Genomic DNA, 15218 nt, shown 5'->3' with positions numbered 1-15218 from the left:
AAATCCTCAGTTCATCAGGTCGCGATTACCAACCGCGACCAACGTAACCCTTTGTCATGGCTCGTGTCTTCACGGCCCATATTTAGGATTAATTTTTTTTCGAAAAGCAAGGACAATGGCAGCTATTAGCGTTTCCTCCTGCTATCCGCTCCAAGTCCTCTCCCGATGAAAAATCGGGATGCGGGCTATCTGCTCCTATCAGGTTTAAATGGCAAAACCTCGGTTTCAAACCACTAAGCAAAGCCCAAGTGACACAAAAAAAAGCCGGTTCAGGATTAACTGAGCCGGCTTTTTCACGCAATATATTTTGTGGCTTAGCTTAAAGTAGCCAGGGTTGTTATTCCACCTTTAACCACCTGGTTAAGCTCAACATTAACTTTGGTGCCAACCGGAAGAAATACATCAACCCGTGAGCCAAATTTAATAAAGCCAAATTGTTCTGTTTGTACTACCTGGTCGCCTTCTTTAACGTACCATACAATCCGGCGGGCTAAAGCTCCGGCAATTTGACGGAACAATACCGGCGTACCGTTTTTATGTTCTACAACAGTAGTGGTGCGCTCGTTCTCGGTAGAAGATTTTGGATTCCAGGCTGCAAGGTATTTACCCGGGTGGTATTTAAAGAATTTTACCACACCCGAAATCGGGTTACGGTTAATGTGCACGTTAATTGGCGACATAAAAATAGACACCTGTAAACGTTTATCTTTAAAATATTCGCCTTCTTCTGTTTCTTCAATTACCACAACTTTACCATCTGCAGGACAAATAACCAGGTTTTCACCTGATGAAAAGCTGCGGCTTGGGTTGCGGAAAAACTGTAGTACGATGATAAACAAGGCCGCCGAAAAAATGTAAATAAACCAGCGCAACCAGGTTATATCATGATATTTATAATCAACAATTGCGTTGATAACAAAAATAAACAATATGCTTAAGGCAATGGTGGTGTAGCCTTCTTTATGTATGGTCATTGTAGTGAGAATTATTGCGCAAAGGTGCGAAAAATAAATTAATACAATATAAAATTATATCTCAGTGGCCCGGTAAATATCGTTCAGGTTTCTGCCAAGGCCGTTGTAATCTAATCCATAACCCACCACAAACTCGTTGGGTATTTCAAAGCCCACATATTCAAGGTCTTCTATTTTATGTTTTAAAGCACTTGGTTTAAGTAAAAGCGTACTTACGCTTACTGATGCAGGTTTCTTTTCTTTAATGGTTTTTAAAATGTGCGTTAAAGTCAGGCCGGTATCTACAATATCCTCAACAATAATCACATCGCGGCCCTCAATGTTTTCTGGCAATCCAATCAGTTCTTTTACTTTACCAGAGCTAGATTGGCCTTCATACGAAGCTACACGCATAAAAGCAATTTCGCAGGGAACGGTAATTTCTTTAATTAAATCGGCCATAAATAAAAAACTACCGTTTAACACCCCAATAAATAACGGGCATTTTCCTTCGTAATCTACATTCATCTGGATGCCCAGCAGGCGAATCCTTTTGTTTATGGTATCATTCTCTAAAAAAATCTCGAACTCTTTATCCTCTACTTTTATTTTGTGCATGTTGCTGTTAAATGGTTGAAATGTTGGAAAGTTGTAATGTTATTGCTTTATTGTTCGATTGTTAGCTGAAATGATTAATCGTATAAATTGGTTAACTGTTTAATTGTTTTGAGCAACTGTCAATTGAAAACGGCTAACTGTCAACTGATTACTGCTGAGTCTTTTCCAGTTCCTTTTGTCTTCTTCGTTCTTCCCTACGTTCCTGTCTTAATTGTTTTTTTGATTTGGCCGTATCCGGGGCAGCAACTGGCTTAACGGTTGCAGTATCTTTTTTAGTGCCACCACCAAAAATGCGATCGAACAAGCTCTTGTTTTTGTCGTGCGTAATTACAGGAGGTAATCCATCTTCGTCATCATCAAACGCTGTGGTGTCGATTACGGCAGTATCAGGAGCGAGGTATTGGCGTAAACCTTCTCTCAAGCGAACGTTGTAGAAACCATAACCAGAGGTGTCGCTTGCGGTTAAACCCCTTCTGGCCATTATGTTACCCATAAACCTGAAATAGTTAAACATGTAAGGCTTAAGGCTTCCATCTGCCATGAATTTATACATCGAGGCTTTTGGTTTAGGTACAATACTGGCCAGGAACAGGCCATCACCAATAGTTAAATCGGCAGGTTGTTTACCAAAATAATAGCGCGAGGCCTCGCCTATGCCGTAAATATTCTGGCCAAGCTCCATGATGTTGAAATAAACTTCCAGCATGCGTTGCTTGCTCACTAAATGGTTGTGCTCAATTAACCAAACAATTAAAATTTCTTCGGCTTTACGGGCCAATGTTTTTTGGCGACTCAAATACACATTTTTAACCAGCTGCATGCTAATTGTACTTCCACCACGTTTAAATTTCTTTTCCTTAAAATTTACCGCAATTGATTTACGAATAGATTCTTCAACAAAACCATTGTGGGTATAAAAGGATGGATCTTCGGCAGTTAAAACGGCATTGATAAAGTTTTTAGAAATGGCCGATAGTGGAGTAAAATTAGGGTTAGCGGGACCGATGGTAATGTCGCGCATTGGTTTTCCGTATTCGTAAGGTGTATAAACGAATGGACTATTAATTTTTTGCAGATTGGTTTTACCCCATTGCACAATTTTAAAATCAACCGGGGTAAGTGTCGAGCTAAAACGAACACTATCCGGAACCTTCGTGTCGAGATAAAAATTGAGGTTGTATTTTACCTTGCCTTGTACTTTTAACCCCTCCAGCGATTCGAACAAGCCTTGTGGAAAAGCATCCAGGACTGCCTGTGCATCTTGTTCCTCTGCATTTAATTTGAGTTCGTAGATTTTGTTTTTGCCCAGTGTGTATTTAACGTAGGGGTGGATTTGCGCATTTTTTAAATAGGCTGTCGAAGTGCTGTCCAGCGCAATGTAGTTTGGCCCAACCAAAATATCGGCATCCAGTTTGGCACTTTGCACCACAATATCGTTCGAGGCAATTCGTGGCTGGTTAACCAGCATGTTCTTAACCGACCATGAGCCAGAAATTTTATAATCGTCGCCACTATATCTGGCATTTTTAAGCTCGGTTTGCAGGGTGTCGAAACTAAGTTTAGCATGCAGTTTATTGTTCAGGTACGGCAACTCCAGTTTTTTTCCATCGGCATAAGCCATAAAACTCAACTCTTTACTCCCCGGGTTTACATAGCCGTTAACATGCCAAATGGATTCGTTATTGTTTACATTGATACTCGATTTCAGGTCTCCCCCGTCAATAGTCGCTTCAGTTTCAAAAATTAATTTAGCCGTATCATGATCATTTAGTTTAAAAACCATGTTTTTCATATCCATATCATCAGGTATTTTGTATAAAACCTGATTTAAAATATTACTGGCTATTTCTGATAAGTTTACTTTGTTTTTAGTGGCTGTACTGTCTTTTTTCTTTCTTTTTAAAATAAAATCGATGTTGGTGGTCGAATCTTTTAGCACCACGCTTACAAAACCCTGGTTTAATTTTACTTCAGAAAGTTTAACGTGGCCGAATATAAGTGGAAAAAGTTTTACCGATACGCTCAGTTCGCCAATGTTAGAGAGGGTATCCCGTTCTTTTGGAACAACAGAAATGGCTGTCATTTTTACGGTACTCAGGCCGGTAAAGCCGGCAGAGCCAATTTTCACCTCCAGGCCGTAATCTTTATCGGCTTTGGCAATGGCCTTGGCTACCATTTTTTTAAGCAAAGCCTCTCTTTTGCTGTAAGCTACAGCACCTAATGCAATACAAACGACCAAAAATACACCTAAAACCCAGGCTCCGATTTTTAAATATTTTTTAGGGATCTTAATTTTTGGTAGGCGCATATAGTCGTTAAAATGGTTAATTGCTTAAACGTAACAATTAAATGTTTATTTCGTGTTAAAATTACAGTTTAAAAGGCTAAATAAAAGTATTTATAGCTATGTTTTGTTAATTTTGAATTTAAATTAATACAATGCAGATTAGCCCGCAACAAGTTTTAGATGCGCTTAAAAATGTAGAAGACCCCGATCTTAAAAAAGATCTGGTAACCTTAAACATGATTAAGGATTTACAAATTACCGATAACCAGGTTAGTTTTACCTTAGAGCTTACCACACCGGCATGCCCGATGAAGGATATGCTGAAAAATGCCTGTACCAATGCTGTTAAGCATTTTGTATCGCCATCGGCCGAAGTTACAATCAATGTAACTTCGAGAGTTACCCAACCCACCAACTCAACCTCGTTAGATAACATCAAGAATATCATTTTGGTTTCATCTGGTAAAGGTGGAGTTGGAAAATCGACCGTATCGAGCAATCTTGCTGTTGTTTTGGCTAAAGATGGCGCTAAAGTAGGGCTAATTGATGCCGATATTTATGGTCCATCAGTACCAACGATGTTCGATTTGGTAGATGCTAAACCCGGTGCTGAAGAAACTGCCGATGGGAAGACTAAAATTTTACCAATCGAAAAGTATGGTATTAAATTGTTATCACTTGGCTTTTTTGCCGATCCTGGTCAACCGGTGCCATGGCGTGGGCCAATGGCCTCCAATGCGGTAAAACAATTGTTCAACGATACCAACTGGGGTGAGCTTGATTATCTAATTGTCGATCTTCCTCCGGGTACGGGCGATATCCATATTACCATTACCCAAAGTTTCCCGATTTCGGGTGCAGTGGTGGTAACTACGCCACAACAGGTAGCATTGGCCGATACACATAAAGGTTTGGCCATGTTCAGAATGCCGGGAATTAATATTCCGATTTTGGGAGTTATAGAAAACATGTCGTATTTTACGCCTGAAGAACTGCCTGAAAACAAATATTATATTTTTGGAAAAGGCGGCGGAACCAAGCTGGCCGAGCGTTTTGATGTACCGTTTTTGGGTGAAATTCCAATTGTTCAGGGTATTGCTGAGGCAGGAGATAACGGTAAACCGGTAGCGTTAAACCAAAACCCACTGCTTGATGGTATATTTGGCGATATTGCAAGTAAAATTGCACAGCAAATCTCTATCAACAATGCACAAATGGTGAATTGCTAAAAAATTACTATTTTTATAAATTAAAATCTATATAATGAATTTAACAGAACAAGTAGAACAGGCATTGGAAACGATCAGACCTTATTTAAAGGCCGACGGAGGTGATGTTTCTGTTGAAGAAATTACAGCTGAAGGAACGGTAAAGCTTAAGCTTTTAGGTAACTGCGGTTCTTGCCCAATGAGTTTCATGACCATGAAATCGGGTATTGAGCAGGCTATTATGAAAGCTGTTCCACAAATCACTTCGGTAGTTGCCGTAAACATGGCCGAGCAAGAATAGCTTTAACACTATTTAACAAGGAAGTTTTATTAATAAAATTACATTTGTGTTAATGAGATATTGTGTTACCCTAATCTGCCTGTTTTTTTCTATTACCGCTTTTGCGCAACAAAAGCCGGCACAGGATAAACTTATCCAGTTTTCGGGTATTATTACCGATATCGATAGCTCAAATGTGATCCCCTATGTTACCATAACCAACCTTTCGGCCAGAAGCAAAAGGGTTGCTGCCGATTACAGGGGGTACTTTACTTTTATTGTTAACCCTGGTGATACCATTTTATTTACCGCCATAGGTTATAAGAAATTTTCGACTGTAATACCAGAAGGGACACCCGATAGTAAATATACCATTATGGTTAAGTTGAAATCAAACGTGGTCGATTTGCCATCGGTGAGGGTGTTTCCGTGGGCAACCACTGAGGAATTTACCCGTGAGTTTCTATCCATGAAATTAGCCGATGATGATATGGCTATTGCTAAAAAGAATCTTTCACGATCATCCATTAACGGTTTAATCCAAACGCTGCCTCGTGATGGCCAGGAAATTGGCAGCCAGAATTATCGCTATAACTTCGACAGGATGATTAACAAAAATATGGTTCAAACCAATCCGTTGTTAAATCCTTTTGCCTGGGGTAAGTTAATGCAGCAGATTTTTGACGGAGATAAGAGCCGGACGAATTAGTTTGGAGTCTTCAGCTAGGAGTTCTTAGTCTTTGGCTCCAACCAGATTTAATCACCAAGTATCTTTATTTATATTGTAATAGGCATAGTAAGAAATCTATCGGGAGAGATTTCTCGACTTCGAATGCCCCCGATAGCTATCGGGGCCATTCGAAATGACGATCACTTAGTATTTAGGCAACAAAAAAAAAGGGAAAACGTTTCCATTTTCCCTTTAACATCTTACAATTAAAACTTATCTCTTTTTACTTTTGTTAGGAAACTTCATTTTGTAATCAGTTTTGATATTTCCTTTTGAAATGGCATCGAGTTTACTTTTAAGCATGGTTTTACGCAATACACTTACTTTGTCGGTAAATAATTTTCCTTCAATGTGGTCGTATTCATGCTGAATTACGCGGGCGGCTAACCCATCAACATCTTCGGTATGCTCTACCCAGTTTTCGTCGAAATAATTAACCTTGATGTTCGGTTTGCGCAAAATGTTCTCTCTGATGTCAGGAATGCTTAAACAGCCTTCGTTAAAGCTCCAGGGCTCGCCGGTTTCTTCTAAAATTTCGGCGTTAATAAATACCCTTTTGTAGCCTTTTGTGCCATCTTCATCATCACCAGTATCTACAATGAATAAGCGGATTGGTAAGCCAATTTGTGGCGCCGCCAGTCCCACCCCGTTTGCATAATACATGGTGTCGAACATGTCGCTAATCAATTGTTTTAATTCGGGGTAATCTTTATCTATTTCGGTTCCTATTTTTTTTAGAACAGGATCGCCGTAAGCTACTATTGGTAATTTCATTGTATTCTATTTTTTTTCCACGGATCGATCAGGTAAGGATAGGTTCTTGCTCCTATCTATGTTCATCCTGTTACCTGTGGTTAATTTAATGCAAATTTAACAATTATTCCGCTATTGGCGAGAAAGTAAAGATATTCAACTTATCGATATCGAGCACTTCGTTTACTACCTGTGCCATCTGTTTGGTGGTAACGGCATTAATTTTCCCGAAAACGGTTTCGAGCGAATCAATTTTATTATGGTCGATAAGGCTTTTGGCCATTGATATAATTAAACCAATCCGGTTTTCTTCGCCCAGTGCAATCTGACCAATAAATTTGTTTTTGGCCTTTTGCAGTTGCAGCTCATTTAAGGGATTATCTTTTAATTTTTTAATCTCTTTAAAGATCAGCGAAAGTGCTTTAGCCTGTTTTTCTTTGTCGGTACCAAAGTAGATCGAAAAGATACCAGTATCGCTTAAGGGCGAAAAATTTGATTCGATGGTGTAGGCAATGCCGTATTTCTCTCTGATTTGCAGGTTTAACACCGAACTCATGCCATTACCGCCAAAGTAATTGTTTAATAGCATTAAAGGCACTTTTTCTGTCTGGTGTGTAGTGTAGGCTTGTGTACCCAAAATACAATGCGCTTGCATAATGGGTTTGTAAATGGTGGTATTGCTTTGTGGCAAAATGGAAGGCTTTACCCTTTGTTGGTTGGGTGTATTCTGCTCTACATTGGCAAAATGTTTACTTCCTTTATTTACAACCTGGTTTAAGGTATAGTTGCCCAAAACTGCCACCACAATTTCATTGGTGCGATAATTGGCTTTTCTGAAATTGATTACATCCTCGCGGGTAAAAGCCTGTACGGATTCGGTTGTACCTAAAATATTGTTACCCATTGGATGACCAGCAAAGAGCATGTCTTCAAAATCATCGTTAATGGCTTCTTCAGGTTGATCCAAGTAAGAGGCAATTTCATCCAGAATCACACTTTTTTCTTTATCCATCTCCTCTTCGGGGAAAGTAGAATGGAAAATAATATCATTAAAGAGCTCTAAAGTGCGATCTAAATAAGGATTTAGAAAAGAAGCATGAACACAGGTATATTCTTTGGTGGTATAGGCATTTAAATCGGCACCAATGCTTTCCAAACGGTTTAAAATTTGGTTGGTACTGCGTTTTTCGGTACGCTTAAAAATTAAGTGCTCGATAAAATGGGCCAAACCTGCTTTTTGATCAGGTTCATCGCGCGAACCGGTATTGATAATGATGCAGGCATGCGATATGGCTGAAGCCGATGGCACATGCAGTAAGCGTATGCCATTGGGTAAAGTATGAACATTGTATTCCATTGATCGGCAAAGATAAGGCTAATTGCTTACAAAGCCTCTGTATCCGGGTATTGCAATTGTAAGGCGGAAATCAATTTATCTTTGGTTGGCCTTTTAAGCACTAAAAAAATAAAATTAGCCGCACCGAAAATGAGAAAGAATGAATTGTGGGTCATGAAAAAGCCCACAATATTAAACAACGCACCGCCTTCTAAAAGTGCAGAGCTAATAATGAATGCACTTTGGTACATGTTGATTTTAGTGTCGGCAGAGGCAGTTTTATCTATTTTGGCTATTAAGTTTCTGAAAAAGAAAATACTTGCAGAGATGGTGATTAGCCCCATAATTGGAAAGATGGGGTTAAAGGGCGAAGTGGTTTTAGGGTTGGCGTCAAAAAACATGATTTCGCGGTTAAGGAAAATGGTTACCAGTGCAAAAAGGAAAACGCCCGAGCATAAGGCCGTGTGAATGATTTGGAGTGTTTTTAGTTTGGTGTTCATGTAGGTTATTGGTAAAAATAAAGGGTGTCATGTTGAGCCTGTCGAAACACGATTGGAAAGTTCTTCGACAAGCTCGCATGATAAAGTAATAAGAAAAAACTATTTATCGATTCCCTCCAGAGCAAATAAAAATGCCCATCTTAAGGAAACATCTTTAAGGTAATCGAAACGGCCGGAAGCACCGCCATGTCCAAATTCCATATTGGTTTTAAGCAATAAAACATTTTTATCGGTTTTGGTTGCCCTTAACTTGGCTACCCATTTGGCAGGTTCAAAATATTGCACCTGACTGTCGTGCAGCCCGGTAGTAACCAGAATGTTTGGATAGGCTTTTTTCTCAACATTCTCATAAGGCGAATAGCTTTTCATGTAATCGTAAGCAGCCTTTTGTTTAGGGTTACCCCACTCATCGAACTCGTTGGTAGTAAGCGGGATGCTTTCATCCAGCATGGTATTAACAACATCAACAAAAGGTACATCGGCAATTACACCATTCCATAAATCGGGAGCCATATTCACCACAGCACCCATTAGCAGACCGCCTGCACTTCCGCCATGCGCATACAAATGGCCTTTTGAGGTGTATTTCTGTTCAATCAGGTACTCGCCGGCTGCAATGAAATCGGTAAAGGTGTTTTTCTTCTTCATCAGTTTACCGTCTTCGTACCACTGGCGCCCCATTTCCTGTCCGCCGCGGATGTTGGCAATGGCAAATACGAAGCCCCGGTTAAGCAAACTTAAACGTGGTGATGAAAAGTATACATCGGAATTTGAGCCATAAGATCCATAACCATAAAGTAACAAAGGCGATTTGCCGTTTTTCTCAAAACCTTTTTTATAAACCAGTGCCACCGGAACTTTTGTGCCATCTTTAGCTGTAGCAAAAACACGCTCTGTTACATAGTCTTTGGGGTTATAGCCACCTACAACCTCCTGCTGTTTCATCAGTTTTTGGTCTTTTTTGATCAGATTATAGTCGTAAACCGAATTCGGGGTGGTTAAGGAAGTATAGTTATAACGGAGTGTGGTACTGTTGTATTCGGGGTTTGAGCCTACTCCGGCATCATAAACCGGCTCATCAAATTTGATGTAGTAATCGCTCCCATCTTTTTTTAATACACGCAGTTCGGTCAGGCCATTTTTACGCTCGCTTAAAACGGTATAATCTTTAAACTCATCCGCTCCTTCCAGCAGCACATCGGCACGGTGCGGAATTACTTCTTTCCAGTTCTCCTTCGCAGTTTTATCCAAAGGGCATTCCATTAAGCGGAAGTTTTTGGCGTTCCAATTGGTTAGAATCAAAAATTTATCATCAACAGGCATTACATCGTACAAAACATCTTTTGAGCGGGCAGCAAATACTTTAAAGGGTGTTTCAGGATGATCGGCATCAATCATCTTATATTCGGCAGTTAATGTTCCTTGTGAAACAATGAAGATGTACCTGCCGTTTTTCGATTTGCCAACCCCGATGTAATTGGTGTTGTCTTTCTCATCGTAAACCACTGCATCGGCTTTGGCATCGGTACCGAGCGTATGTTTTTTAATTTTCTCGCTAAGTAAAGTAACTGCGTTTTTAGCCGTATAAAAGAATGTTTTATTATCGTTGGCCCAGGCTACGCCACCTTCTGTGTTTGGAATGGCATCTTTTAAAATTTCGCCTGTTTCTAAGTTTTTGATATTAATCGTGTACTGGCGGCGCGAAACCTGGTCTACCCCAAAGGCCAGTAATTTATTATCAGGACTTACGCTAAAACCCGTTGCGCTGTAGTAGGCGTGCCCTTTGGCCAACTGATCTACATCCAGTAATATTTCTTCGGCAGCAGATAAGCTTCCTTTTTTACGGCAATATTTATAGTATTGCTGGCCATCTTCGGTACGTGAGTAATAGAAATAGCCATTTTTGAAAACTGGTACGGATTCATCTTTTTCTTTAATCCGGCCTTTCATTTCTTTAAACAAATCGGCTTGAAAGGCATCAGTACTTTTCATCATCGTATCCAGATAGGCGTTTTCGGCTTTCAGATAATCAACAACTTTGGTGCTGTCAGGACCTTTTTTAAAGTAGTCAATCATCCAGTAGTAGTTATCTACCACGGTATCGCCATGTATGGCTCTTGTGTGAGGTATAATTTCGGCAACTGGAGCTTTGGCATCAGGCCATTTAATCGCTTTCATTTCTTTTTTTTGAGGGTTGTTACATGCCGTAATTGCACTGAGCAATATTAGCCCCGGTAAGATACGTTTCATTATGATTCGATTTAGGTTTAATGCAATTTAATAATTTAGTTTAATAGTTCATTTGTCATTAGTTCATTAGTAGCGTGGCGCTTAGCTGTTTAATGGTTTAAACTGGTTAATCGGTTACAAACTCAATCGTTCAGTGGTTCATTTGTCATTTGTTCATTAGTGGCATGGTGGTTAACTGTTCATGGCAACTGCCAATTGAAAACGGATAACCGAAAACTGATTAATCAACACAGTGAGCAAGCCGCTCAACGCCAAACTCATTATCATTTTCGTAAAAATCCATTAAGCCTATAGATATTGCCCTTTATTATGAAAAAACGTGCTAAATTGCCACATCAAATAGTTTTAAGCATAAAATGAAATCCGGGTATAAAAAAATTGTTGTCAAAGTAGGTTCGAATGTCATTACTCAGGAAAACGGACTGCCCGATGAGAACCGGATTCAGCATCTGGTAAACCAGCTTGCTGAAATTAAAAAACAGGGTATCGAGGTTATTTTGGTGTCTTCAGGAGCGGTTGCTTCGGGAAGAAGCTTAATCAAGGTTTCTGAAAAGCAAGATGCTGTAACCACAAGGCAATTACTGGCTGCTATTGGTCAGGTGAAATTAATTAATACCTACGCTAATTTCTTTGCGGAACATGCCATAAAATGCGCGCAGGTGCTGGTAACGAAAGAAGATTTTCGCGATCGCGCCCACTATTTGAATATGAAAAACTGCCTGCAGATTTTACTTCAGAACGAAGTGATTCCGGTGGTGAATGAAAATGATGTGGTATCGGTTACGGAGCTGATGTTTACCGATAACGATGAGCTGGCGGGTTTAATTGCCTCGATGCTCAATGCCGATGCTTTAATTATTTTGTCGAATGTGAATGGGATTTATAATGGCGATCCCAAAATTGAAGGGTCAGAGGTTATTCAGGAAATTAACGGTTCGGTAGCTAACCTGGCCTCTTTTATCCAAACCGGTAAATCGCAATTTGGTCGTGGAGGCATGATTACCAAATCGACCATGGCGCAAAAGGTTGCCAAACTGGGTATCACGGTTCATATTGCTAATGGAACGAAAGATAATGTGCTTACTTCTTTATTAAATAACGAATTGGTGCATACCCGTTTTGTGCCCGAAAAAAGTAAATCGGGTAAGAAAAAATGGATTGCCCATTCAGAAACGGCCGCAACCGGTATTGTAAAATTGAATGATGGTGCTAAAACGGTATTAACATCGGGCAAAGCTACCAGTTTATTGCCCGTAGGGATTATTGAAATACAAAGCGACTTTTTAAAAGGCGATATTATTAAAATTATTGATGAACAAAATAATTTAATTGGTTTAGGTATAGCAGAATACGGATCGGATAAGGCCCGGGAGCGAATTGGGCAGAAAAAACAAAAAGCGCTGGTACATTACGATTATTTTTATTCGGCTATTTAAGCTGAAAGACTAAAGCATAAAGACCAAAGCAACTCAGTGGTTTTATTACAGGGAAGTAATTGTATCCTCTTTTTCTCTGTGAAAACTCGGTAGTCTCTGTGGTAACAAAAGAACAATGGATTATAAACAATACTTCGAAAAGGCACAGCAAGCCAGCCGGACCATGGTTAGCTTGACTAAGGAAACCATCAATACTGTTTTGACAGAGGTGGCTGCTGCTTTGGTGGCAAACGCCGCTGAAATTCTTACTGAGAACGCTAAGGATTTAGTTAGAATGCCAATCGAAGACCCCAAATACGATCGTTTGAAACTAACTACAGCGCGTATTGAAGATATTGCCAATGATCTTAAAAATGTTGCCGGCTTAAACAGCCCATTGGGGAAGGTACTTTCTGATAAAACGCTGGATAATCAATTACATATCCAAAAAGTTAGTGTGCCATTGGGGGTTGTTGGTGTAATTTATGAAGCCCGCCCGAATGTAACCGCCGATGTATTTTCATTGTGTTTTAAAACCGGTAATGTGGCCGTGTTAAAAGGCGGTAGCGACGCGGAATTTTCAAATCTGGCTATTACTAAAGTCATTCATGAGGTATTAGACCGACATACCATTAACAGGGATGTGCTCACCTTGCTACCCGCAGAACGCGCTGCAACCGAAGCTTTATTAAATGCACGCGGTTTTGTTGATGTGTTGATTCCGCGGGGGAGCCAATCGCTGATTAATTATGTGCGCGAAAACAGTAAAATACCCGTAATTGAAACCGGAGCAGGCATTGTACATACTTATTTCGACGAATCGGGAAATTTGGAGAAAGGCAAAGCCATTATTTTTAATGCCAAAACCAGAAGGGTAAGCGTATGTAATGCTTTAGATTGTGTGTTAATTAATGAAAATAGACTGGACGATTTGCCTGCACTTTTATCGCCCCTGGCGGATGGAAATGTAGAATTGTATGCCGATGAAAAAAGCTATGCTGCATTGCAAGGAACTTACCCGGATTCATTGTTAAACCAGGCCAAACCTGAACATTTCGGCACCGAATTTTTATCATTAAAACTGGCGGTTAAGGTCGTAAATAACCTGAACGATGCACTGAACCATATTGCTACTTATAGTTCAAAACATAGCGAAGCGATTATTTCGGAGGATGCAGCTAATATTGCCCGTTTTTTAAATGAGGTAGATGCTGCTGCGGTGTATGCCAATGCCTCAACAGGTTTTACCGATGGTGCACAATTTGGACTTGGTGCTGAAATAGGCATCAGTACTCAAAAACTTCATGCCCGTGGACCTATGGGTTTAGAGGAGTTAACCAGCTACAAGTGGGTGGTAAGGGGAAATGGACAAATAAGAGGGTAATAATGGATGATGTAAAATGGAATAACCAATTATCAATTTTCAATGACCAATTAGTGAATGCCAATCAAACCGTATTGTGCACTAGGCCATAAGCTATAAGACCATACACGATCAACTATAATTCAAATGCCTCTCCTCTTTCAGGGATTGCTACATTAAATCCATCTTCGCTTAAAGCTGTTGCTAAACTTTGCAGGCTTTTATCTTCGCCGTGTACCAAAAATACCTTTTTGGGGTGGCCTGTTTGTTTAACTGTTTTTACCAGATCGTTGTGGTCGCCGTGGCCACTTAGTAAATCGGTTTGGCGAATAGTGGCGTAAACCATCATTTCGCGGTCTTTAATGCGTACAATTGGTGCCCCGCTTAATAATTTATAGCCCAAAGTACCTTTAGCGCAATATCCGATAAAAAGAATAGTACAATAATAATTCTGGATGTTGTAATACAAGTGGTCTTGTATCCTCCCTCCTTCAAGCATCCCGGCTGAAGAAATGATAATGCAGGGATCGAAATAATTGGAAACATCTTTACTCTCTTTCATGGTTTGCACATAAGCCAGGTGCTCAAATTCGAACTCGTCACCCATGGTTTGGTAAAAGTCTTTTGCTTCCTGATTAACCAGATTGTGGTGCTTACGGTAAACATCGGTTGCCTGGATGGCCATGGGGCTATCTACAAAAATCTGGACAGGTGGCAACAGCTTTTTGGTAAAGATCTGGTTCAGCGCAAAAACCAGCGACTGAGTACGTCCAATACTAAAAGCAGGAATAATTAACCTGCCGGGACTTTTAATGCAGGCTTCGGTAATTTCCTGTACCAGCCTTTCTTCGAGGGTTTGATCTTTGGTATGCAAACGCCCACCATAAGTAGCTTCACTCACTAAATAATCAACCTCTGGCAGTGGTTCAGGGTTTACAAGCACAGGATAGTTTTCGCGGCCGATATCGCCAGTAAAAGCTATTTTCTTTTCCTCTCCATTCTCATTAATGGTTAAAACGGCTGCAGCTGCACCCAATAAATGCCCAACAGGGATAAAAGTAAGGCTGATATCGCCATTTATTTTAAAAGGTTTATTGAAAGCAATGGTTACAAAGCGATCAATAGTATCCATTACATGTTTATGCAGATATAAAGGTTTGGGGCCACTAAAATTGCCTCTTTTGGTGCGTGGTTTACGGCTCTGCTTGCGTAAAAAGAGCTCAACCGAATCGAACAATAAGATGGCAGTTAAATCGGCTGTTGGCGAAGTGCAAAGTACCTGACCATCAAAACCCAGGCGAACTAAAGTAGGTAAATTACCGGAATGGTCGATATGGGCATGGGTTAAAATAACCAGGTTTATACTGGCCGGATCGAAAGGAAATTGTTGGTTTTCTTCCTGGTAGGTTTCCTTCTCATAATCCAATCCACAATCTATCAGTATTTTATAATGCCCAACTTCGAGCAGGTGCATGCTGCCGGTTACCTGTTGTGCTGCACCCCAAAACGTTAACTTCATCTTCTA

13 protein-coding genes are annotated in these 15218 nt (G+C 40.1%); 5 read left to right on the top strand and 8 right to left on the bottom strand.

Annotation, left to right across the window (positions count from 1 at the left end; all coding sequences use genetic code 11):
* Positions 1 to 314: 314 nt before the first annotated feature.
* From BLR37_RS08775 to BLR37_RS08765, 3 genes are all read right to left on the bottom strand, one after another.
* Positions 315 to 974 (bottom strand): phosphatidylserine decarboxylase family protein, encoded by a 660-nt coding sequence (locus tag BLR37_RS08775; RefSeq protein WP_090767296.1) that lies wholly within the window; start codon positions 972 to 974, stop codon positions 315 to 317.
* A 54-nt stretch (positions 975 to 1028) separates the two neighbouring features.
* A complete protein-coding gene (hpt, locus tag BLR37_RS08770) occupies positions 1029 to 1571 on the bottom strand; it encodes a hypoxanthine phosphoribosyltransferase (RefSeq protein WP_090767292.1) in 543 nt (180 codons plus the stop codon).
* Positions 1572 to 1719: 148 nt separating this feature from the next.
* The gene (locus BLR37_RS08765) at positions 1720 to 3879 is read right to left on the bottom strand and encodes a transglycosylase domain-containing protein (protein ID WP_090767289.1); all 2160 of its coding nucleotides are present in this window, start codon (positions 3877 to 3879) and stop codon (positions 1720 to 1722) included.
* Positions 3880 to 4010: 131 nt separating this feature from the next.
* On the opposite strand from BLR37_RS08765, the gene BLR37_RS08760 reads away from it, so the two are divergent.
* From BLR37_RS08760 to BLR37_RS08750, 3 genes are read left to right on the top strand one after another with little or no spacing between them, the layout of a single operon-like run.
* Entirely contained in the window at positions 4011 to 5087 is a 1077-nt protein-coding gene (locus BLR37_RS08760; RefSeq protein WP_090767286.1) for an Mrp/NBP35 family ATP-binding protein, read from the top strand.
* 34 nt (positions 5088 to 5121) lie between these two features.
* Positions 5122 to 5367: a NifU family protein gene (locus BLR37_RS08755; protein ID WP_039474126.1), complete on the top strand. Its 246-nt coding sequence runs from the start codon at positions 5122 to 5124 to the stop codon at positions 5365 to 5367.
* Between the two features lie 52 nt (positions 5368 to 5419).
* Positions 5420 to 6055, top strand: a complete 636-nt coding sequence (locus tag BLR37_RS08750) for a peptidase associated/transthyretin-like domain-containing protein (RefSeq protein WP_090767283.1) — start codon at positions 5420 to 5422, stop codon at positions 6053 to 6055.
* A 234-nt stretch (positions 6056 to 6289) separates the two neighbouring features.
* Here BLR37_RS08750 and def read toward each other — a convergent pair whose 3' ends face one another.
* The 4 genes from def to BLR37_RS08730 form a co-directional block, all read right to left on the bottom strand.
* Positions 6290 to 6850, bottom strand: coding sequence for a peptide deformylase (gene def / locus BLR37_RS08745; protein WP_090767280.1), 561 nt, complete (start codon positions 6848 to 6850; stop codon positions 6290 to 6292).
* A 103-nt stretch (positions 6851 to 6953) separates the two neighbouring features.
* Complete coding sequence (locus tag BLR37_RS08740) at positions 6954 to 8186, bottom strand: M16 family metallopeptidase (RefSeq protein WP_090767277.1); 1233 nt, start codon at positions 8184 to 8186, stop codon at positions 6954 to 6956.
* 26 nt (positions 8187 to 8212) lie between these two features.
* Positions 8213 to 8665: a hypothetical protein gene (locus BLR37_RS08735; RefSeq protein WP_090767274.1), complete on the bottom strand. Its 453-nt coding sequence runs from the start codon at positions 8663 to 8665 to the stop codon at positions 8213 to 8215.
* Between the two features lie 99 nt (positions 8666 to 8764).
* Entirely contained in the window at positions 8765 to 10915 is a 2151-nt protein-coding gene (locus tag BLR37_RS08730; protein WP_090767271.1) for a S9 family peptidase, read from the bottom strand.
* Positions 10916 to 11271: 356 nt separating this feature from the next.
* On the opposite strand from BLR37_RS08730, the gene proB reads away from it, so the two are divergent.
* Together proB and BLR37_RS08720 are read left to right on the top strand one after the other, a co-directional pair.
* Positions 11272 to 12351 carry a glutamate 5-kinase gene (proB, locus tag BLR37_RS08725; RefSeq protein WP_090767268.1) on the top strand — a complete coding sequence of 360 codons (1080 nt, stop codon included), beginning with the start codon at positions 11272 to 11274 and terminating at the stop codon, positions 12349 to 12351.
* A 115-nt stretch (positions 12352 to 12466) separates the two neighbouring features.
* Positions 12467 to 13714 carry a glutamate-5-semialdehyde dehydrogenase gene (locus BLR37_RS08720; RefSeq protein WP_090767265.1) on the top strand — a complete coding sequence of 416 codons (1248 nt, stop codon included), beginning with the start codon at positions 12467 to 12469 and terminating at the stop codon, positions 13712 to 13714.
* Between the two features lie 115 nt (positions 13715 to 13829).
* On the opposite strand, the gene BLR37_RS08715 is transcribed toward BLR37_RS08720, so the two are convergent.
* Positions 13830 to 15212, bottom strand: coding sequence for an MBL fold metallo-hydrolase RNA specificity domain-containing protein (locus BLR37_RS08715; RefSeq protein ID WP_090767262.1), 1383 nt, complete (start codon positions 15210 to 15212; stop codon positions 13830 to 13832).
* Positions 15213 to 15218 lie beyond the last annotated feature (6 nt).

It is taken from the genome of Pedobacter soli, assembly GCF_900101435.1.
GTDB lineage: Bacteria > Bacteroidota > Bacteroidia > Sphingobacteriales > Sphingobacteriaceae > Pedobacter > Pedobacter soli.
The sequence above is the reverse complement of the archived record's forward strand: the minus strand, read 5'-3'. Positions and strand labels throughout refer to the sequence as shown.